Below are 20,602 nucleotides of genomic sequence, written 5' to 3'. Positions count from 1 at the left end.
CAGAACCGGTAGGAGCAGCCTTGTGCTGCGAAAAGGCCGGTACAGGCACCCCAAACCGCACAGCCAAGGTGCACCCCTCCCCATCCCGGTGCACTCAATACACATCGCGCCGATAGCGCTTGGCCTTGCTCAATGCCTCTACATACGCATCCGCCGCAGCCTCGCTCATACCGCCATGCTCCGCGACGATCGCGCGCAAGGCGCTGTCCACATCCTTGGCCATGCGCTGGGCATCGCCGCACACATAGAAGAACGCGCCCGCCTCCAGCCACCGCCAGAGGTCAGCGCCCTGCTCGTGCATGCGCTGCTGCACATAGATTTTCTCGGGCTGGTCGCGCGAGAAAGCGGTATCCAGGCGCACATGGCCGGTCGCCTGCCAAGCTTGCAACTGCGCCTGGTAATAGAAGTCACTGGCCGCAGACTGCTCACCGAAAAACAGCCAGTTCTGCCCACTGGCCCCACGCGCTTCGCGTTCTTCCAGAAACGCCCGAAACGGCGCGATACCCGTGCCTGGGCCGACCATGATCACCGGCACATTGTCGTCCTCAGGCAGGCGAAAATGCTTCGATGCCTGCGGGAAGATCGCCACCTTGATGCCTTGCGCACGGTCGGCCAGAAAGGTCGAGCAGGCCCCTTTGCGCTGCCCGTAACGCACCGTCGAGACCGTCAGGTGAACTTGGCCGGGGTGCGCCAACGGGCTGGAACTGATCGAGTACAAGCGCGGCTGCAACGGCTTGAGCAGGTCAAGCCAGGTGGCCAATGGCAGGTCTTGCGGGAACTCGCGCAGTACGTCCGCCAACTGTCGCCCCCACAACCAGCTCTGCAGCTCTGCCTTGTGCTCAGGCTGAAGCAGCCGGCGCAGGTCCGCCGCCGTCTGGCTGAACACCTGCAACTGCGCAGGGGTGACCTTGGCGATTTCCAGGTGGGCTTGCATGGCAACGGCCAACGGCAGCGCAGGCTGGCCTTTGACCTCAACCAGGGCCTGGCCATCAAGGCGCATCAGTGCCAGCAACTCCTCGACCAACGCCGGGCAATTGCGCGGCCATACGCCCAAGGCATCGCCCGGCTGGTAGGTAAACGTGCTGCCCGACAGGTCGAACACCAGTTGGCGCGTCTCCTTGCTGGCACCTGGGGCGTTGAGCACGCGGTTTTCCAACAAGGTGGCCGACCAGGGTTGCTGCTTGCTGTAGGCCTCCACGAGCGCGGGTGCGCTGCTTGCCTGGGGCGCGGCGGCGCTGCCCAACTGTGATGACAAGGCGTCGAGCCAGGTGGCGAATGCCTCATCGAAGTCCGGCTCGCAGTCCACCCGTGGCAACAACCGCCGCCCGCCCAGCTCCGCCAGGCGCTGATCGAGCTTGCGGCCAAACCCGCAAAACTGGTCGTAACTGGAGTCACCCAAGGCCAACACGGCGTAAGGCACGTCGGCACAATGTGCGCCCTCCTCGCTTTGCAGGGCTTGCCAGAATGCCGTCGCAGTGTCGGGCGCATCGCCATCGCCAAACGTACTGGCGATCAGTACGACACTGGCCGCGCCGTGCAACTGCTGCGGGCTGACCGCTGCCATGCAACTGAGCTGCACCGCGAGGCCGGCGCCACGCAGGCGTTCGGCACAGCGTTCGGCCAGTGCCTCACCGTTACCGGTTTGCGAGGCCCACAGCACCCGATGCTGGGGCGCCGCAAGCGCCGAGCTGGGCAGTATCGAAGGCTGGGCGAACAACCCCGCCAATAGCCCATCGACGAACAGCCGCCGGCTTGCGGCCAGCGGCGCACTGGTCGGCAGGCTGGGCACACCTTCAGCGCGGGCCTGGTCCAGGCCGAGCAAAAAGCCGTGCAAGTAATGACGCTCCTCCTCGGCCAGCACCGGGGCTGGCAGGGTGTCCAGGCCAAGCAGACGGGACAGGGTGGCGGTCGGCATGCGGGCAGGCTCCGGGATGGCAGTGGCGGCGCTCAGGTCAACGGCGTCGATACGTTCGCCGGCAACCCGCTGCAGGGCCACGGCGCAGTGTTTGAAGGCCGGCTGCAGCGACAGCGGGTCGACGGCATCGCAGGTCACGGCATTGATCGCCAGCTGCTCGCCCATCACATCGTTCCAGTGGAAGGGGGCGAAACAGTTGCCCGGCATGACCCGATCACTGACCCGTGCCGGCAACAGCGCCTGCCCCCGCCGCGAGCGGATGGCCACCTGGTCCTTGTCGCGAATACCCAGGCGCGTGGCATCGTCAGGGTGCAGCTCGACAAAGGGGCCGGGCTCGAGTTTGTTCAGCGCAGGCACCTTGCCGGTTTTGGTCAAGGTGTGCCATTGGTGCTGCACGCGGCCGGTGTTGAGCACCATTGGGTAGTCCGCGTCAGGCAGCTCGGGCGCAGGCAGCCAAGGGCGGGCGAAGAAGCGCGCTTTGCCACTGGCCGTCGGAAACGCCAGCGCCGGGCGCTTGCCCTGGGCGTCGAGCAACAGCGGCTGGCTGCTGCCGTCGTTCTGGTAACGCTGCGGGCTGCGCGGGGCCTCATGGCCTGGCGCGCAGGGCCACTGGCGCGGCTGCGCGCGCAGGTCGGTGTAGCCGATACCGCGCAGGTCGTAGCCGGTTGCCGGGTTGTGGAAACGGCGAATTTCTTCGTACACCGCTTCGGCATCGGGGTAGTCGAAGGCTTCGGCATAGCCCATGGCGCAGGCGATGCGGGCGATGATCTGCCAGTCCGGCAGGCTTTGGCCTGGGGGTGCCACGGCGCGGGGCATCAAGGTCAGGTTGCGTTCACTGTTGATCATCACGCCCTCGCCTTCGGCCCACAGCGCGGCCGGCAACAGGATGTCGGCGTAGCGGTTGGTCTCGGTGTCGAGAAACGCATCCTGGGTGATCACCAGTTCAGCCTGGCGCAGGCCGTCGATCACTTGCTGGCGGTTGGCGACGCTGGCCACCGGGTTGCTGCAAATGATCCAGCACGCCTTTACCTCGCCGCGCTTCATCTGCTCGAACAGCGCCACGGTGCCCTCGCCGCCTTCGCTGCGCAGGCTGCCTGGGGCCAGCTGCCACTGGTTTTCGACAAAGGCGCGGTCGGCCGCCACCAACGCCGATCGCTGCCCCGGCAGGCCCGGCCCCATGTAGCCCATCTCGCGGCCGCCCATGGCATTCGGTTGCCCGGTGAGGGAGAACGGCCCGCTGCCAGGGCGGCAAATGGCGCCGGTGGCCAGGTGCAGGTTGCAGATCGCGTTGCTGTGCCAGGTGCCATGGATGCTCTGGTTAAGGCCCATGGTCCAGCAGCTCATCCAGTCCTTGGCACCGCCGAGCCATTCGGCGGCGGTGCGGATGTCGGCTTCGCTCAGGCCGGTGATGGCGGCAACGCGGGCGGGGCTGTAGTCCTCCAGGAATGCAGGCAGGTCTTCCCATCCCTCGGTGTGACGGGCGATGAAGTCAGCGTTTGTGTGGCCGTTCTGGTGCAGCAGGTGCAGCAAGCCATTGAGCAGGGCCATGTCGGTGCCCGGGCGTACCTGCAAGAACAGGTCGGCCTTGTCTGCGGTGGCCGTGCGCCGGGGGTCGACGACGATCAGCCTGGCGCCGGCTTTCAGCCGGTCGAGCAGGCGCAGGAACAGGATCGGGTGACAGTCGGCCATGTTGGCGCCGATCACCAGAAACACCTCCGCGTGCTCGAAGTCCTGGTAGCTGCCGGGCGGGCCATCGGCGCCCAATGACAGCTTGTAGCCGCTGCCAGCGCTGGCCATGCACAGCCGTGAATTGGACTCGATATGGCGGGTGCGGATAAAACCCTTGGCCAGTTTGTTGGCCAGGTACTGCGCCTCTAGCGACATCTGCCCCGACACATACAAGGCCACAGCATCGGGGCCGTGCTGGTCGATAATGCCGCGCAGGCGCTCGGCGGCCTGGGCGATGGCCTGGTCCAGGCCTGTGCGCGCCGGTTGCTGGCTGCGCTGCTGGCGCAGGTAGGCGTCTTCCATGCGCCCGGCCGCGCTCAGCGGTACGTGCGCGGTCAGGCCCTTGGTGCACAGGCGGCCAAAATTGCTGGGGTGCTGCTTGTCGCCGCTGATCTTGCTGACTTTGCCATCGGCCACGCTCATGACAATGCCGCAGCCGACGCCGCAATACGGGCAGACACTGCGTACTTCGCTGCTGCTCATGGGCCGGTCTCCTGGTAAAAACACAAAAGGCGCCGGCTGCCCCGGCTTGCATGGCAAGCGGGGCAACACGGCGCCTTTGTCGTGAAAATGTGCGGGCAATCGGCATTGATTGCCCTGGGTAGAGGCAAGCCAGCAATTACCGGGCCAGCTCTACTGGGCTCATCGCGGGCAAGCCCGCTCCTACAGGGCCTGCGCTATCAGGGAAGGTTTGGCGCACCATGCGGTGGCATCTCGCAGGCTGGCAGCGCTATGCTGGGGCACATTTCAGCCAGAGTTACTGCCCTTCCCCCATGTCCCAGGTGATCCTCAAAACCCCCGCCCAACTCGACGTGATGCGCAACGCCGGCCAGCTACTGGCCCAGGTATTTGCAGAGCTCGACCGTTTCATACGCCCTGGCGTAACCACGATGCAGATCAACGACCTTGCCGAGGCGTTCATCGTCGACAGCCTGAAGGCACGCCCGGCGAGCAAGGGCCAGTATGGGTTCCCCTACGCGCTCAATACGTCAGTGGACCATGTGGTCTGCCACGGCATGCCGAAAGCTGATGAAGTGCTGAAGGAAGGGTCGATCATCAATGTCGACATCACCCTCGAACAAGGCGGCTATATCGCCGATTCGTCGAAGATGTATTGCCTTGGCGTGATCAGCGATGAGGCCCGGCGGTTGGTCGACACCACCTATGACGCGCTATGGAAAGGCATCGAGCAAGTGCGCCCGGGGGCGACGCTGGGTGACATTGGCCATGCTATCCAGGCCCATGCCGAAGCAGCGGGCTACAGCGTGGTGCGCGAATATTGTGGCCATGGCATTGGCCAGCAGATGCATGAAAAGCCGGAGGTGCTGCATTACGGGCAGCGCGGCATGGGCATGGCGCTCAAGCCTGGCATGGTGTTTACCATCGAGCCGATGATCAACCAGGGCGGGCGTGGGACACGGACGTTGAAGGACGGGTGGACGGTGATCACCCGCGACCATACGCTTTCTGCGCAGTGGGAACATACGGTGGCGGTGACGGAGGCGGGGGTTGAGGTGCTGACGTTGCGGGAGGAAGAACGCAAGCGTTGATACCGCAGCGCGGCACAGACCCTGTGGGAGCGGGTTCACCCGCGAACACCGGCGAAGCCGGTGCCATACACCGCGTCGCCTTCTTCGCGGGTAAACCCGCTCCCACAGGCCCCGGCTGACTGAATACGATAGGCTTGGCGCAGCAAAATTCTGCACAAACAAAAAAAGCGACCCTAAGGTCGCTTTTTCTGTAACTTCCGGGTGTTCAGTGGGCCCTGGAAGTTGAATATGGCGCAGCGGACGGGACTCGAACCCGCGACCCCCGGCGTGACAGGCCGGTATTCTAACCGACTGAACTACCGCTGCGCTATACATCGAGTGGTGGGTGATGACGGGATCGAACCGCCGACCCTCTGCTTGTAAGGCAGATGCTCTCCCGGCTGAGCTAATCACCCTTTCGTCTCGGTGTGGCGCGCATTCTACGGATGAGCCCCCACCCTGGCAAGCACTTTTTTCGACTTTTTTAAAAATTTTTTCGAAGCCTTTCAAAGACCTAGCAACGCTGGGCTTTTCTTCCTTTATAGAAGGGTGCTGGCCCTCTGACAGGGTTGGACGGGAACCACCGCTCGGAGAATAATGCCCGCCTTATGCATTAAGGAGAGATTGCCCCTCATGTGGTTCAAGAACCTGCTGACCTACCGCCTGACCCAGGATGTTCCATTCGAAGCCGAAGCACTGGAAACCGCCCTGGCCAGCAAGCCGGCCCGTCCCTGCGCCAGCCAGGAGCTGACCACCTATGGCTTCGTCGCGCCATTCGGCAAGGGCGAAGACGCTCCCCTGGTGCACGTCAGCGGCGAATTCCTGCTGATCGCCGCGCGCAAGGAAGAACGTATCCTCCCAAGCAGCGTGGTGAATGACGCCGTCAAGGAGAAGGTCGAAGAGATCGAGACCGAGCAGATGCGCAAGGTCTATAAAAAGGAACGCGACCAGATCAAGGACGAGATCATCCAGGCCTTCCTGCCGCGCGCCTTCATTCGTCGCTCGATGATCTTCGCCGCCATCGCTCCGCGCCTGGGCGTGATCCTGGTCAACTCGGCCAGCGCCAAGCGTGCCGAAGGCCTGCTGTCGACCCTGCGTGAAGTGATGGGCTCGCTGCCGGTACGCCCCGCTACCGTGAAGATCGCGCCAGCGGCCACCATGACCGACTGGGTCAAGTCGCAGCAAGCGGCCGAAGGCTTCTATGTACTGGACGAGTGCGAGCTGCGCGACACCGCCGAAGACGGTGGCATCGTGCGCTGCAAGCGCCAGGACCTGACCAGCGAAGAAATCCAGCTGCACCTGAGCACCGGCAAGGTGGTCACCCAGCTGGCCCTGGCCTGGCAGGACAAACTGTCGTTCGTGCTCGACGACAAGATGGTCATCAAGCGCCTGAAGTTCGAGGAGCTGCTGCAAGAGCAGGCCGAACAGGATGGCGGTGATGAGGCCCAGCAGCAGTTCGATGCCAGCTTCCTGCTGATGATGATGACCTTTACCGAATTCCTCCCGGTGCTGTTCGAGGCCTTGGGTGGGGAGGAGATTCCGCAAGGGGTCTAACCTTCATGCTTTGCCGGTGCTGGCCTGATCGTTAATCGTTGACCAGTACCGGCCCTTTCGCGGGCAAGCCCGCTGCCACAGGTGCTTGCTCACCCAGTGGCAGCGGGCTTGCCCGCGAAAGGGCCCCGGAAACTCACCTCTATATATAAGTACAAGGACTTTCCCATGCGCGCCCTCGCCGCCCTCAGCCGCTTCGTCGGCAATACCTTCGCCCTCTGGGTGTTGGTGTTCGCCGTGCTGGCCTTCCTGCAACCGCAGTGGTTCATCGCCTTGAAAGTGGCCATTGTGCCGCTGCTGGGGCTGGTGATGTTCGGCATGGGCCTGACCCTCAAGCTCGACGACTTCGCTGCCCTCGCCCGCCAACCCTGGCGCGTGATGCTGGGGGTGGTGGCGCATTTCGTGATCATGCCGGGTATGGCCTGGCTGCTCTGCCAGCTGTTCCACTTGCCCGCCGAGATCGCCGTCGGGGTGATTCTGGTCGGCTGCTGCCCAAGCGGCACCGCCTCGAACGTGATGGTCTGGCTGTCCAAGGGCGACCTGGCGCTGGCGGTGGCGATCGCTGCGGTCACCACCTTGCTCGCCCCGCTGCTGACCCCAGCGCTGATCTGGTTCCTGGCCTCGGCCTGGCTGCCGGTCTCGTTCATGGACATGTTCTGGTCGATCCTGCAGCTGGTCATGCTGCCGATCGTACTCGGCGTGCTGGCCCAGCGCCTGCTGGGCGCTCGGGTGCAGGCCGCCGTGCAGGTGTTGCCGCTGGTGTCGGTGGTGAGCATCGTCATGATCGTCTGCGCGGTGGTGGCGGCCAGCCAGGCGAAGATCGCCGAGTCGGGGCTGCTGATCATGGCGGTGGTGATGCTGCACAACAGCTTTGGCTATTTGCTGGGGTACCTCACCGGCAAGCTGTGCAAGTTGCCGCTGGCCCAACGCAAGTCGCTGGCGCTGGAGGTGGGCATGCAGAACTCCGGGCTGGGGGCGGCACTGGCGGCGGCACACTTCTCGCCATTGGCCGCGGTGCCGAGTGCGTTGTTCAGCGTTTGGCACAATATTTCCGGGGCGTTGCTGTCGACCTGGTTCCGGCGCCTGGAAGCGCCTTCGTCAGCCGTTGAGAATGGCGAGCCAGCCAGGGATTGATGCTGCCTGGCCTGGCCTCTTCGCGGGCAAGCCCGCTCCCACAGGTACCCCACATTCCCTGAGAGCTGTGGAGTACTTGTGGGACCTGAAGAGGCCGGCACAGGCTTGCCCAGTATTCAGAAAATGTGCACCCTAGTGCCCACTGTGAGGACGACCTCACGACGCACCGCGTGACCATTCCGGGGACGGCCCCATCCTTTACAACGATGGAGACACAGCATGTCCTGGATCATTCTTTTCTTCGCCGGCCTGTTCGAGGTCGGCTGGGCCGTCGGCCTGAAATACACCGACGGTTTCAGCAAGCCAATCCCCACCGTACTCACCGTCGGCGCCATGGTCATCAGTCTCGGCCTGCTGGGCCTGGCCATGAAGGAGCTGCCGCTGGGCACCGCCTATGCCATCTGGACGGGCGTCGGCGCTGTGGGCACGGTCATCGCCGGGATCATCCTGTTTGGCGAATCCATGGCCTTGGTGCGGCTGGTCAGTGTGGCGCTGATCGTCTGTGGCCTGATCGGCCTGAAAGTCAGCGCCAGCTGACCCCCGCGCGCTAACGCAGGTCGCCGCGCAAGCGGCTGACCTGCTCACGCAACGCATCCGGCTGCGCCGCCTCCACCGGGATGGCGGTGCCAGCCACGATGGTCACCCGCGACCACAAGCGCTTGAAAAACCCCTTGCCCGGGTCTCGGCTGAAGAAACTGCCCCACAGCCCCTGCAACGCCAAGGGAATCACCGGCACCGGGGTTTCGCTGAGAATGCGGTTGACCCCGCCTTTGAACACATCGATCTCGCCATCACCGGTCAACTTACCCTCCGGGAAGATACACACCAACTCACCCGCCGCCAGGTACTCGGCGATACGCGCGAAGGCACGCTCGTAAATGGCCTCGTCCTCACCGCGCCCGGCAATCGGGATGGCACCTGCGGTGCGGAACACGAAGTTGAGCACCGGCAGGTTGTAGATCTTGTAGTACATGACAAAGCGGATCGGCCGGCGAATCGCACCGCCGAGCAGCAGCGCGTCAACGAACGAAACGTGATTGCACACCAGCAGCGCCGCCCCTTCATCCGGGATGCGCTCCAGGTCGCGGTGCTCCACGCGGTACATCGAGTGGCTGAGCAGCCAGATCAGGAAGCGCATGGTGAACTCGGGCACGATCCTGAAGATGTAGGCGTTGACCGCGATGTTGAGCAACGACACCACCAGGAACAACTGCGGGATGGTCAGTTCGGCCAACCCCAGCAGGACGATGGTGAGGATTGCCGAAACCACCATGAACAACGCATTGAGGATGTTGTTGGCGGCGATCACCCGGGCCCGCTGATCTTCGGCCGTGCGCGCCTGGATCAAGGCATACAGCGGCACGATATAAAAGCCGCCGAACACCCCGAGCCCGACAATCGACACCAGGATCCACCAGGCCTGGCTCATGCCCAGCAGCGCCAGCCAGTCGTGCGGCAGCGCCGCCGCCGGCACATCGCCGGAATGCCACCACCAGAGCAGGCCGAACAGGGTCAGGCCGAACGAGCCGAACGGCACCAGGCCGATTTCCACCTTGCGCCCGCTAAGCCGCTCGCACAGCAGCGAGCCGAGGGCGATGCCCACCGAGAACAGGGTCAGCACCAGGGTCACTACAGTGCCGTCGCCATGCAGCCAGTCCTTGGCGTACGCCGGGATCTGGGTCAGGTAGATGGCGCCGACGAACCAGAACCACGAGTTGCCCACGATCGAGCGCGACACCGCAGGCGTCTGCCCCAGGCCCATGCGCAGGATCGCCCAGGACTGCTTGAAGATGTTCCAGTCCAGGCGCATCTGCGGCGACACCGCGGCGGCGCGCGGGATCCAGCGGCTGGCCAAATAGCCCAGCACCGCAGTGCCCACCACGCCCCCGGCCACCACCGTGGCATAGCTGGCCGACGACATCATCACCCCGGCGCCGATGGTGCCGGCGAGGATCGCCAAAAAGGTGCCCATTTCGACCAGCCCGTTACCGCCCACCAGCTCTTCTTCACGCAGGGCTTGGGGCAGGATCGAATACTTCACCGGCCCGAACAGCGCCGAATGGGTACCCATGCCGAACAACGCCACCAGCATCAACGCAAGGTGATTGGTGATAAAGCCCAAGGCGCCGATGGCCATGATGCCGATCTCGGCCAGCTTGATCGCACGGATCAGCGCATCCTTGGCGAACTTCTCGCCAAACTGCCCGCCCAGCGCCGAAAACAGGAAGAACGGCAGGATGAACAGTAACGCGCAGAGGTTGACCCAGATCGAACGGTCACCGTCCCCCAGGCTGAGCTTGAACAGGATCGCCAGGATCAGCGATTGCTTGAACAGGTTGTCGTTGAACGCACCCAGCGACTGGGTGATGAAGAACGGCAGGAAGCGCCGCTTGCCGAGCAAGGTGAATTGCGAGGTGTGACTCATCGTCCTTGTTCCCTGAGGGGCTTTTAGCGTTGGAGGCGCGCAGGGCGCGAAAAGCCACAAATCTGCAGGGTAAAGCTTACTGCTGACAAGCCCTCTGCGGACTTATGCTGATACCCGGCAACCCCCAACGACAAGGAAGTGGCAATGATCGCCGCCCTCAAGCGCTACCCAGCGGCCGTACGCCTGCTGCTGGCTACCACCTTTACCCTGACCCTGGCCCGCGCCCTTACCCTGCCCTTTCTGGTGGTATACCTGGCAAACAACTTCCAGCTGCCGGTGAGCCAGATCGGCCTGTTGATTGGCGGCGCGCTGATCATCGCCTCGCTGCTGAGCTTGTACGGCGGCCACCTGGTGGACACCGTACGCACTCACACGCTGGTGGTCGTCAGCACCCTGGTGTTTGCCCTGGCGTTCGTCGGCGCCATGGCCAGCCCCTCGGCTGCGCTGTTCTTCCTGTGCCTGGTACTGATCAACCTGGCCCTGGCCGTGGTCGACATTGCCGCCAAAGCCGGCTTTTGCGCGCTGTTGCCGGTGGTTGAACGCGCCGAGGTGTTCGCCATCAACTACACCTTGAGAAACGTCGGCTACGCCGCCGGCCCGTTGCTGGGGGTGGCCATGTTGGAGCTGGACGACCACCTGCCCTTCATAGCGTCGGCGTTGATCGGCCTGGGAACGGGCCTGACCTATCAGCGCCTGGGCGACCGTGGCCTACAGGCCGCGGCCCTGGCGCAACCGGGGGCCACTTTCGCGCAAGTAGCGCTAGGCCTGGCCCGTGACCGGCGGCTGGTGTACTTCACCTTGGGCGGTGTGCTCAGCGCCGTGGTGTTCGGCCAGTTCGGGGCCTACCTGTCGCAGTACCTGATAGTGACCACCAGCCCGGCCGAGGCGGCGCGCCTGGTCGGCTACCTGGTGACCACCAACGCGATCACGGTGATTGCCCTGCAATACCTGATCGGCCGGCGTATCAGTCGCCAGCGCCTGATGCCTTGGCTGCTGGCCGGGATGGGCCTGTTCATCGCCGGGCTGCTGGGGTTTTCATGGGCAAGCACGGTGCCGATGTGGTGCCTGGCGATGCTGGTGTTCACCCTGGGAGAAATCATCGTGATACCCGCCGAGTACATGTTCATCGACCTGATCGCCCCAGAGCACCTGCGCGGGGTGTATTACGGCGCACAGAACCTGTCCAACCTGGGCGCGGCGCTGGGGCCGGTGATGGTCGGGTTTGCCCTCGGGCACTGGTGGCCGGGGGTAATCTTCTACCTGCTGGTGTTGTCGGTGATACTGGCGGGGGTGTTTTACTGGCGGGGTACCCGCAGGTATTGATGTTGTCTGTACCGGCCTCTTCGCGGGTAAACCCGCTCCCACAGGTACTGCGCAGCGCTCAAGCCGGTGGTGTTCCTGTGGGAGCGGGTTTACCCGCGAAGAGGCCAGTACAGGTGTAGGCCGATCCCTGCGACGACTCGCCACTGCGACCATCGTCGGCGCTGACGAACCTGCGCCTGCGTGCCAGACTGATTGATCGGGACCGCGTTACCTTTTTTGCTCCGGAGTTTTCATGTCGTTGTCCAGTGGGCTGATCGCCGTGGTCGCCCTGGCCTATATGGCCATCATGTTCGCCATCGCCTTTTACGGCGACCGACGCAGCACACCGTTGCCGCCGAAGCTGCGTGCCTGGGTGTACAGCCTGTCGCTGGCCGTGTACTGCACCAGCTGGACCTTCTTCGGTGCCGTCGGCCAGGCTGCCGAACAGCTCTGGGCGTTCCTACCGATTTACCTGGGCCCGGTACTGCTGCTGATTTTCGCACCTTGGGTGCTGCAGAAGATGGTGCTGATCAGCAAGCAGCAGAACATCACCTCGATCGCCGACTTCATCGCCGCGCGCTACGGCAAATCGCAGACCCTGGCCGTGGTAGTGGCGCTGATCTGCCTGGTCGGCGTGCTGCCCTACATCGCCTTGCAGCTCAAAGGCATCGTGCTCGGCGTCAACCTGCTGATCGGCGCCAACGCCGACGCCACCGGCACCCGCGTGCAGGACACCGCGCTGGTGGTATCGCTGGTGCTGGCACTGTTCGCCATCGTCTTCGGCACGCGCAGCCTGGACGTGACCGAGCACCACCGCGGCATGGTCCTGGCGATTGCCTTCGAGTCGTTGATCAAGCTGTTGGCGTTCCTGGCCGTGGGCATCTTCGTGGTGTTCAACCTGTACGACGGCTTTGACGACCTGTTCAGCCAGGCGCGCCAGTCGATCCAGCTGGAAAGCTACTGGCAGGAGACCATCAACTGGCCGTCGATGGTGGTGCAAACCGCGGTGGCCATGATGGCGATCATCTGCCTGCCACGGCAGTTCCATGTCACCGTGGTGGAGAACATCGAACCGCAGGACATGCGCCTGGCCCGCTGGGTGTTCCCGATGTACCTGGTGCTGGCTGCGCTGTTCGTGGTGCCAATCGCCCTGGCCGGGCAGATGCTGCTGCCGGGCACGGTGATGTCCGACTCGTTCGTCATCAGCCTGCCCCTGGCCGAGGCCCACCCGAGCCTGGCCCTGCTGGCCTTCATCGGTGGCGCCTCGGCGGCCACTGGCATGGTCATCGTCGAAGCCGTGGCGCTGTCGACCATGGTCTCCAACGACATGCTGCTGCCCTGGCTGCTGCGCCGCAACAATGCCGAGCGCCCGTTCGAAGCGTTCCGCCACTGGATGCTCTCGGTACGCCGGGTGACCATCGTGGTGATCCTGCTGCTGGCCTATGTCAGCTATCGCCTGCTCGGTTCGACCGCGAGCCTGGCGACCATCGGCCAGATCGCCTTCGCCGCCGTGACCCAGCTCACGCCGGCCATGCTCGGCGCGCTGTACTGGAAGCAAGCCAACCGGCGCGGCGTGTTCGCCGGCCTCGCCGCCGGCATCTTCCTGTGGTTCTACACCCTGGTGCTGCCGATTGCCGCCCATAGCGTGGGTTGGTCGCTCGAGCTGTTCCCGGGCCTGGCGTGGCTGCATGGCAACCCGCTGAACCTGCCAATCAGCCCATTGACCCAAGGCGTGGTGCTGTCGCTGGCGGGTAACTTCACCTTGTTTGCCTGGGTGTCGGTGCTGTCGCGCACGCGGGTGTCAGAGCACTGGCAGGCTGGCCGCTTCATCGGCCAGCAGACCAGCGCCCGCCCTAGCAGCAAACCGCTGCTGGCGGTGCAGATCGATGACCTGCTGACACTGGCCTCGCGCTTCGTCGGCGAAGAACGTGCGCGGCAGAGCTTCATCCGCTTCGCCTACCGGCAGGGCAAAGGCTTCAACCCCAACCAGAACGCCGACGGTGACTGGATCGAGCACACAGAACGCTTGCTCGCCGGGGTGCTCGGCACGTCGTCGACCCGAGCCGTGGTCAAGGCCGCCATCGAAGGCCGCGACATGCAGCTTGAAGACGTGGTGCGCATCGCCGACGAAGCCAGCGAAGTGCTGCAGTTCAACCGTGCGCTGCTGCAAGGGGCTATCGAGAACATCAACCAGGGCATCAGCGTGGTCGACCAGAACCTGCACCTGGTGGCCTGGAACCGCCGCTACCTGGAGCTGTTCAACTACCCCGACGGGCTGATCAGCGTCGGCCGGCCGATTGCCGACATCATCCGCTACAACGCCGAGCGCGGCCTGTGCGGCCCGGGCGAGGCGCAGGTTCACGTGGCGCGGCGCCTGCACTGGATGCGCCAAGGCCGCGCGCATTCCTCCGAGCGGCTGTTCCCCAACGGCCGGGTCATCGAGCTGATCGGCAACCCAATGCCCGGTGGCGGCTTCGTCATGAGCTTCACCGACATCACCCCGTTCCGCGAAGCCGAACAGGCGCTGCGCGATGCTAACGAGAGCCTGGAGCAGCGGGTGGCGGAGCGTACCCATGAGCTGTCGCAGCTCAACCAGGCATTGTCCGAAGCCAAGAGCCAGGCCGAGGCGGTGAGCAAGTCCAAGACCCGCTTCCTGGCCGCGGTCAGCCACGACCTGATGCAACCGCTGAACGCCGCGCGGCTGTTCTCCGCCGCCCTGTCGCAACAGGCCGAGGGCATGAACGAGGAGGCCCAGCAACTGGTGCAGCACATGGACAGCTCGCTGCGCTCGGCCGAAGAGCTGATCAGCGACCTGCTGGACATCTCGCGCCTGGAGAACAACAAGATCACCCCGGACGCCAAGCCGTTCGCCCTCAACGAGCTGTTCGACACCCTGGGCGCCGAGTTCAAGGTACTGGCCGCCGAGAAAGGGCTGGAGTTCCGCCTGCGCGGCAGCCGCCTGCGGGTCGACAGCGACATGAAGTTGCTGCGCCGCGTGCTGCAGAACTTCCTGACCAACGCCCTGCGCTATGGCAAAAGCCCGATTCTGCTGGGTGCCCGCCGCCAGGGCGAACGCCTGTGGCTGGAAGTGTGGGACCGCGGCCCGGGGATCGCCGACAACAAGCTGCAAGAGATTTTCCAGGAGTTCAAACGCCTGGACAGCCACCAGACCCGTGCCGAAAAAGGCCTGGGCCTGGGCCTGGCCATCGCCGACGGCCTGTGCCGGGTACTGGGCCATAGCCTGGAAGTGCGCTCATGGCCCGGCAAAGGCACGGTGTTCCGCGTCAGCGTCCCGATCGCCCGCCAGGCGGCGCCCGCGCCCAGCGCGCCGGCGGAGCAGACGGGCCAACCGCTGGCCGGGCTGCAGGTGCTGTGCATCGACAATGAAGACAGCATCCTGATTGGCATGAACAGCCTGCTCAGCCGTTGGGGCTGCCAGGTCTGGACCGCCCGCAACCGCGCCGAATGCGAGGCCTTGCTGGCCAACGGTATGCGCCCACACTTGGCGCTGGTGGACTACCACCTGGACGACGGCGAAACCGGCACCGAGCTGATGGGCTGGCTACGCGCCCGGCTGGGCGAGCCGGTGCCTGGGGTGGTGATCAGCGCCGACGGCAGCAAAGAGACCATCGCCCTGGTGCATGCCTCAGGCCTGGACTACCTGGCCAAGCCGGTCAAGCCAGCAGCTTTGCGCGCCCTGCTCAATCGGCATCTGAGCCTGGTTCAGTAACCGCTTCGTCCGGCAGGGCTTCATCGGACAGCGCCCGCTCCAGCAAGTCTGCCGGCAGGCTCTTGCTGGCACGGGCACCCAAGAGCTTGAGCTGCTCACTGCGGCTGACCAGGTTGCCACGCCCTTCGCACAGTTTGTTGCGCGCCGCGGCGTAGGCCTTGTCCACCTGCTGCAAGCGGTTGCCTAGCTCGTCCAGGTCTTGGATGAACAGCACGAACTTGTCATACAGCCAGCCGGCGCGCTCGGCGATCTCGCGGGCGTTCTGGCCTTGGCGTTCCTGCTTCCACAAGCTGTCGATCACCCTCAGTGTGGCCAGCAGCGTGGTCGGGCTGACAATCACGATGTGCCGGTCGAAGGCTTCCTGGAACAGGTTGGGCTCGGCCTGCAGGGCCGCCGAAAAAGCGGCCTCGATGGGCACGAAAAGCAGGACGAAATCCAGGCTGTGCAGGCCTTCGAGGCGGTTGTAGTCCTTGCTTGACAGGCCTTTGACGTGGCTGCGCAACGACTGCACATGCTGCTTGAGCGCGGCCTCGTCATTGCTGCCAACAAACTGCTGGTAAGCCGTGAGGCTGACCTTGGCGTCGACCACGACCTGCTTGTCGCCGGGCAACATGATCAGTACATCGGGCTGGAAACGCTCGCCATCGGCGCTCTTCAGGCTGACCTGGGTCTGGTATTCGCGGCCCTTCTCCAGGCCCGCGTGCTCCAGTACCCGCTCCAGGATCATCTCGCCCCAGTTGCCTTGGGTTTTCTGGCCCTTGAGGGCCTGGGTGAGGTTGGTAGCTTCGTCGGACAGGCGCTGGTTGAGCTGCTGCAAGCGCTCCAGTTCCTTGCCCAGGGAGAAACGCTCGCGTGACTCCTGCTGGTAACTTTCCTCGACGCGCTTCTCAAAGGCCTGGATGCGGTCCTTGAGCGGGTCGAGCAGTTGGCCCAGGTGCTGCTGGCTGGTCTGGGCAAAGCGTTGCTCGCGCTCGTCGAAGATTTTCGTGGCCAGGTCGGAGAACTGGGCGCGCAGGGTGTCGCGGGCCTCTTGCAGGTCTTCCAGGCGTTGTTGGTGGTTTTCCTGCTGCTCGCGCAGCTCCGCCTCCAGGCGTGCGCCTTGGGCTTCCAGACGGCGCAACTCGGCTTCACGGTTGGCGCGTTCGAGGCTCCAGGCGTGGGCGGCATCGCGGGCATTGTCGCGGTCGATCTGCAGCAACTCCAGCTCACGGCCCTGGGCTGCCAGCTGGGCTTGCTTGACGGTGTTGGCTTCGCTGAGGTCGCTGACTTCGTCGCGGCTGGCGTCCAGTTGCGCCTGCAACCCGGCCAGGGACAACTGGGCAGCGTTGAGGCGCTCTTCGAGCAGGGCCTGTTCACCCTGTCGGGCGCCCTGGCGACGCTGCACCTGCATGACCCACACCAGGCAGGGCAACGCACCTACCACCAAGCCCAGCAAAATGCTGGCCAGATCCACTGTCATGGTTACCCCGATCGAACATGATGAATGCTGCGCAGCTTATCAGCCTGGGAACTGGCCTTGCGCCTTTTCACGCGTCACCATCAACCGGAAAACCACTGCCCCAGCAGCCGCCGCGCTTCCTGCGAGCCCTGCGCAGCGGCCAGCTCCAGCCAGTAGCGGGCTTGGTCCGGCTCGTTGGCCTGGCACAACCGGGCATATTCCAGCTGTGCGCGGCGATCACCGGCGCGGGCAGCCTGGCGCAGCAGCGCGTGGCCGATACGCCGGTCGCGGGCATTGCCGCAATCACGGCACAGCATCTGCCCCAGCCGGCTCTGGGCCACCACCACGCCCTGGCGCGCTGGCTGTTTCAGCAAGCGGCCTGCCAAGTGCTTGACCTGAGGCTTGTCACCCAGGCGCGGGCTGTCGAGCAACCACAGGGCCACTTTCAGGGAGAAGCGTTTGGGTGGAGGCACTGAGGAGGCGTCAGCAGGGTTGGCGAGGTGTTTACCGCGAAACTTCATGAGCAACAGGCAAGGTGACTCGAAAGGCGCGCCACTCTACTCCATTTTTCCTGGCATGGCCTGTCGATTTCTGGAGGATTGAAAAAAAATTTCGATGATCTTTTCTTGACGTTTTCGAGTGGATGACCAACCGGTCTAGCGGCGCCCGAAGATTGTCCGACAGTTCCTTGGGTTGCTGGCACACCCGTCCTAGAGCAAGCGCTTGGGACAATCCACAGTTCCTGTGGATAACTCGGTGGACAACCCCCTTCGGTGGCCCTTAAACCCCCGTGAAATGGGGCCTCCAGTCAAACTGACGATTTTTTCACCAGCTAAAATTAGTGTTTTTTTTCATTGACTTAACTCACCAGTCAAGGCATTGGCGACGCTGTAGAGGGCTGTTGCGGGTGTGTTACAGCGTGCGCGCCAAATGTGAACAACTGCCCCTCACGCCTTCATTTGGGTGCACAAAAACAGCACATCCTCGGTAATGACAGCCCTTTGCCCCCCTTCCCAGCCCGCGAAAGAAGCGCCATACTGCTCGGCTAGCCTGGGCAGGTGCACAAACACTTGCCAAAGCACTTTATCTGCGGTAAGGTGCGCCTCGTTAGTACCAAGCTGAAAGTCAATTCTGGCCAGAAGCGTCCTTGCAACGCTGCTCTCCCAAAAGCAGGCATTGCTGAAACCAGGACCGGCCACACTCGATGATTCCCTCGCCAGCCAAACGCTGCCCAAGCACGAATCACCTTGCAGATTGATCAGGATTCCACCCCGACGGCCTAGAACCTTGGCCCCGGCGTGCTGCCTGCCCTCTTAAGTACCTACCAGTCAGCCCAAGCGCCCACATTTGATTGCGCTCTCTCTGGCTGCTTTGTTCCAGTCAGGTTCGTTTCGTCCCTTAATAAAGGCGTCACTGGAACGTTTCTATCATGCATGGATCATACCCTCCGTGTTTAAAGCAGGAACCTCCAATAATATGCAAACTCATCCACACATTCAGGCTGCCATTGGCACCCTTTCCCAGGCCTTCTCGCCGTTGAAGTGCCTTATCGTTGCCCCTCGCAAGGGCAGCTTCAGCTTTACCCTGGTGGACGAACACGGCGTCGCCTGCCACACCGAACGCCTGTACCCTGAACAGTACAGCCGCAAGGAACCCCTGCAGGCAGTGATCGCCCGGACCCGTCAGTCGCTCACCGCGTGAGCGGCGAATACGGCGGCATTCAGGCGCTGAATCATTGCCCAGGTAGCCTGCCTGATCGTTCTTGGCGTAATTGCCCCATGGCATATAGCCTCGAACGTCAGGCAGCAATCGATTTAAAAACAGCTCTTTACACCACGATTATCACACTACACTTCAACTCGAGCGGTGCTAACCGCTTCCGGCGGGCCTGATCATTCACCAGCTGCCAAGCTCCAGCGCCCGTCCGGCCCTTACTTGCTCGAGGGCATCATGGGTATCGCGGCGAATGAATTGTGTCTGTATGTGATCCGACCCACCCTGGTCTACCTGGACCGACACTGCCCTAGCGCTGAAGCATTGCTACTGGGCATCGCCGCCAGCCAGTCGGCCCTCGGCTCAGCCTTGCACGACCGGCGTGGCCATGGCCTCTACCGCATCGGCGAAACCCGTCACCAGGCGCTCTGGGACGAGTATCTCGCCCGCGACCCTGACCTCGCCAGCCTGGTCCGCGGCCTGGCCAGCCAACACGCCTTTCTTGGCGGCCCCCACCTGGAACTCACGGTAAACCTTCGCTATTCCACCGCCATCGCCTGGATGTTGGTCGAGGCGCAAGCCACGCCCCTGCCTGCCGCTGACGACTTGCTGGGCCTGGCACGCATCTGGCGCCAGGTTTTCCACCCTCAGGGTCGCCTGCGCGACTTCACCCACGCCTGGCATACCTGCATAGATCAGAGATTGCCTCAGGCATCTTAAGAAACGCCCTACAGCTTTACCGGAAAAAATGGAATTTTGGTCGGATTGTCCTACAAAACCGCTCTATCTCCTGTGATTGAGGCTATAGCGCGGCGGGCAATTTGTTGGTAGCTTTTCGCCCCGGAGATCCCAAGGAGTTTCTAATAATGAAAAAAGTAATGCTCAAAACCTCCCTCGGTGTAGCCGTTGCGCTTGCTTCCAGCCAACTGCTCGCCAGCGGCTTTGCCCTGAACGAACAGAGCATCAGCAGCATGGGGACAGGTTTCGCGGGACGTTCTTCTTCTGCCGAAGATGCCAGCACCGTGTTTGGCAACCCAGCCGGCATGTCCCGCCTCAAGCGCGAACAGATCACCGTGGGCGGCGCCGCCGTCATCGCCAAGTCCGATATCTCGGGCCGTGGCAGCAACCTCGGGGGGGAAACCGATGGTGACATGGTGCCTGTCGTTGGCGTACCCATGGGCTACTACGTCAAGCCGATCGATGATCACTGGAGCGTCGGTTTCGGCGTCTACGTGCCCTTCGGCCTGGTGACCGACTACGGCAGCGACGATGCTGCTCGCTACTGGGGCAAAAAGAGCCACGTCGAGGTGGTGACCTTCCAGCCAACCGTCAGCTACGCCTTCAACGACAAGGTTTCGATCGGTTTCGGTCCAACCATCAACCGCATCAAGGGTGAACTGGGCTCGAGCCTGATCAACCCGTTCAGCCCTGGCCGCAACGACGGCGAAGTGAAGATCAAGGGCGATGACACCGCCGTGGGCTACAACATCGGTATCCTGGTCCAGGCCACCGACAGCACCCGCGTCGGCCTGACCTACCACTCGATGGTCGACTACAAGCTCGAAGGCAAGACCCGCGTCAGCACCCCGCTGATCGGTCCGTTCAACGGCAACAAGTTCGATGCCACCCTGAAGATCAAGACGCCTGAGTCTGTCGATCTTTCGGTCACCCACGAACTCGACGACCAGTGGACCCTGTACGCAGGCAGCACCTGGACCCGTTGGAGCCGCCTGGAAGACATCACCGTGCAGAACGATGTGCCGGCACCGCTGGCAGGTTCGGCGTTCCAGACCATCACCGAAGAGCAGAACTGGCACGACACCTGGGCACACGCCATTGGCGCGTCGTACAAGGTCAACAAGGAGTGGGTACTGCGTACCGGCTTCACCGTCGACCAGTCGCCAACCAACAACCACGACCGTTCACCGCGCATCCCGACTGGCGATCGCAAGGTGTTCAGCCTGGGTGCCGGTTGGAGCCCAAGCGAAGACATGACCATCGACGTGGCGTATTCCTACCTGTGGGAAGAGGACACCAAGGTCAACCAGGTCAGCGCGACCAAAGGCAGCTACCAGGCCAAGTACGAAAACAGCGCTCACGGCGTCGGTGCATCCCTCACCTACCGCTTCTGAGTCGC

Annotated in this window: 13 protein-coding genes and 2 tRNA genes; 9 read left to right on the top strand and 6 right to left on the bottom strand. The window is 63.4% G+C overall.

The window, feature by feature from the left end; all coding sequences use genetic code 11:
- Positions 1-94: 94 nt before the first annotated feature.
- A complete protein-coding gene (locus D886_RS0121615) occupies positions 95-4,126 on the bottom strand; it encodes a bifunctional nitrate reductase/sulfite reductase flavoprotein subunit alpha (protein WP_027595891.1) in 4,032 nt (1,343 codons plus the stop codon).
- A 290-nt stretch (positions 4,127-4,416) separates the two neighbouring features.
- Between D886_RS0121615 and map the strand changes: the two genes are divergently transcribed.
- Positions 4,417-5,193 carry a type I methionyl aminopeptidase gene (gene map, locus D886_RS0121610; protein ID WP_155951454.1) on the top strand — a complete coding sequence of 259 codons (777 nt, stop codon included), beginning with the start codon at positions 4,417-4,419 and terminating at the stop codon, positions 5,191-5,193.
- A 229-nt stretch (positions 5,194-5,422) separates the two neighbouring features.
- Here the strand turns inward: map and D886_RS0121605 are convergent.
- Both D886_RS0121605 and D886_RS0121600 read right to left on the bottom strand, forming a co-directional pair.
- A tRNA-Asp gene (locus D886_RS0121605) sits at positions 5,423-5,499 on the bottom strand.
- Between the two features lie 13 nt (positions 5,500-5,512).
- A tRNA-Val gene (locus tag D886_RS0121600) sits at positions 5,513-5,588 on the bottom strand.
- 217 nt (positions 5,589-5,805) lie between these two features.
- Here D886_RS0121600 and rdgC point away from each other — a divergent pair.
- From rdgC to sugE, 3 genes are all read left to right on the top strand, one after another.
- The gene (gene rdgC / locus D886_RS0121595; RefSeq protein WP_027595889.1) at positions 5,806-6,726 is read left to right on the top strand and encodes a recombination-associated protein RdgC; all 921 of its coding nucleotides are present in this window, start codon (positions 5,806-5,808) and stop codon (positions 6,724-6,726) included.
- 165 nt (positions 6,727-6,891) lie between these two features.
- Positions 6,892-7,857 (top strand): bile acid:sodium symporter family protein, encoded by a 966-nt coding sequence (locus D886_RS0121590; RefSeq protein WP_027595888.1) that lies wholly within the window; start codon positions 6,892-6,894, stop codon positions 7,855-7,857.
- A 219-nt stretch (positions 7,858-8,076) separates the two neighbouring features.
- Positions 8,077-8,394 (top strand): quaternary ammonium compound efflux SMR transporter SugE, encoded by a 318-nt coding sequence (sugE, locus tag D886_RS0121585; RefSeq protein ID WP_019470182.1) that lies wholly within the window; start codon positions 8,077-8,079, stop codon positions 8,392-8,394.
- Between the two features lie 10 nt (positions 8,395-8,404).
- On the opposite strand, the gene D886_RS0121580 is transcribed toward sugE, so the two are convergent.
- Positions 8,405-10,282 carry an MFS transporter gene (locus D886_RS0121580; protein WP_027595887.1) on the bottom strand — a complete coding sequence of 626 codons (1,878 nt, stop codon included), beginning with the start codon at positions 10,280-10,282 and terminating at the stop codon, positions 8,405-8,407.
- A 144-nt stretch (positions 10,283-10,426) separates the two neighbouring features.
- Between D886_RS0121580 and D886_RS0121575 the strand changes: the two genes are divergently transcribed.
- Complete coding sequence (locus D886_RS0121575; RefSeq protein WP_027595886.1) at positions 10,427-11,605, top strand: MFS transporter; 1,179 nt, start codon at positions 10,427-10,429, stop codon at positions 11,603-11,605.
- A 232-nt stretch (positions 11,606-11,837) separates the two neighbouring features.
- Positions 11,838-15,314: a hybrid sensor histidine kinase/response regulator gene (locus tag D886_RS0121570; RefSeq protein ID WP_027595885.1), complete on the top strand. Its 3,477-nt coding sequence runs from the start codon at positions 11,838-11,840 to the stop codon at positions 15,312-15,314.
- Here the strand turns inward: D886_RS0121570 and rmuC are convergent.
- A complete protein-coding gene (gene rmuC, locus D886_RS0121565) occupies positions 15,286-16,659 on the bottom strand; it encodes a DNA recombination protein RmuC (protein WP_172960404.1) in 1,374 nt (457 codons plus the stop codon). The genes D886_RS0121570 and rmuC overlap by 29 nt on opposite strands.
- A gap of 194 nt (positions 16,660-16,853) precedes the next feature.
- Positions 16,854-17,273, bottom strand: a complete 420-nt coding sequence (locus D886_RS0121560) for a tetratricopeptide repeat protein (protein ID WP_027595883.1) — start codon at positions 17,271-17,273, stop codon at positions 16,854-16,856.
- Between the two features lie 955 nt (positions 17,274-18,228).
- On the opposite strand from D886_RS0121560, the gene D886_RS0121550 reads away from it, so the two are divergent.
- The 3 genes from D886_RS0121550 to D886_RS0121540 all read left to right on the top strand — a co-directional run bounded on the left by D886_RS0121550 (position 18,229) and on the right by D886_RS0121540 (position 20,597).
- Positions 18,229-18,453: a hypothetical protein gene (locus tag D886_RS0121550; protein WP_027595881.1), complete on the top strand. Its 225-nt coding sequence runs from the start codon at positions 18,229-18,231 to the stop codon at positions 18,451-18,453.
- A 249-nt stretch (positions 18,454-18,702) separates the two neighbouring features.
- Positions 18,703-19,185, top strand: a complete 483-nt coding sequence (locus D886_RS0121545) for a hypothetical protein (protein ID WP_027595880.1) — start codon at positions 18,703-18,705, stop codon at positions 19,183-19,185.
- A 146-nt stretch (positions 19,186-19,331) separates the two neighbouring features.
- A complete protein-coding gene (locus D886_RS0121540; RefSeq protein WP_027595879.1) occupies positions 19,332-20,597 on the top strand; it encodes an OmpP1/FadL family transporter in 1,266 nt (421 codons plus the stop codon).
- The last annotated feature ends 5 nt before the right edge of the window (positions 20,598-20,602 follow it).

The organism is Pseudomonas sp. LAIL14HWK12:I7 (assembly GCF_000483465.1).
Classification (GTDB): domain Bacteria; phylum Pseudomonadota; class Gammaproteobacteria; order Pseudomonadales; family Pseudomonadaceae; genus Aquipseudomonas; species Aquipseudomonas kermanshahensis.
The sequence above is the reverse complement of the archived record's forward strand: the minus strand, read 5'-3'. Positions and strand labels throughout refer to the sequence as shown.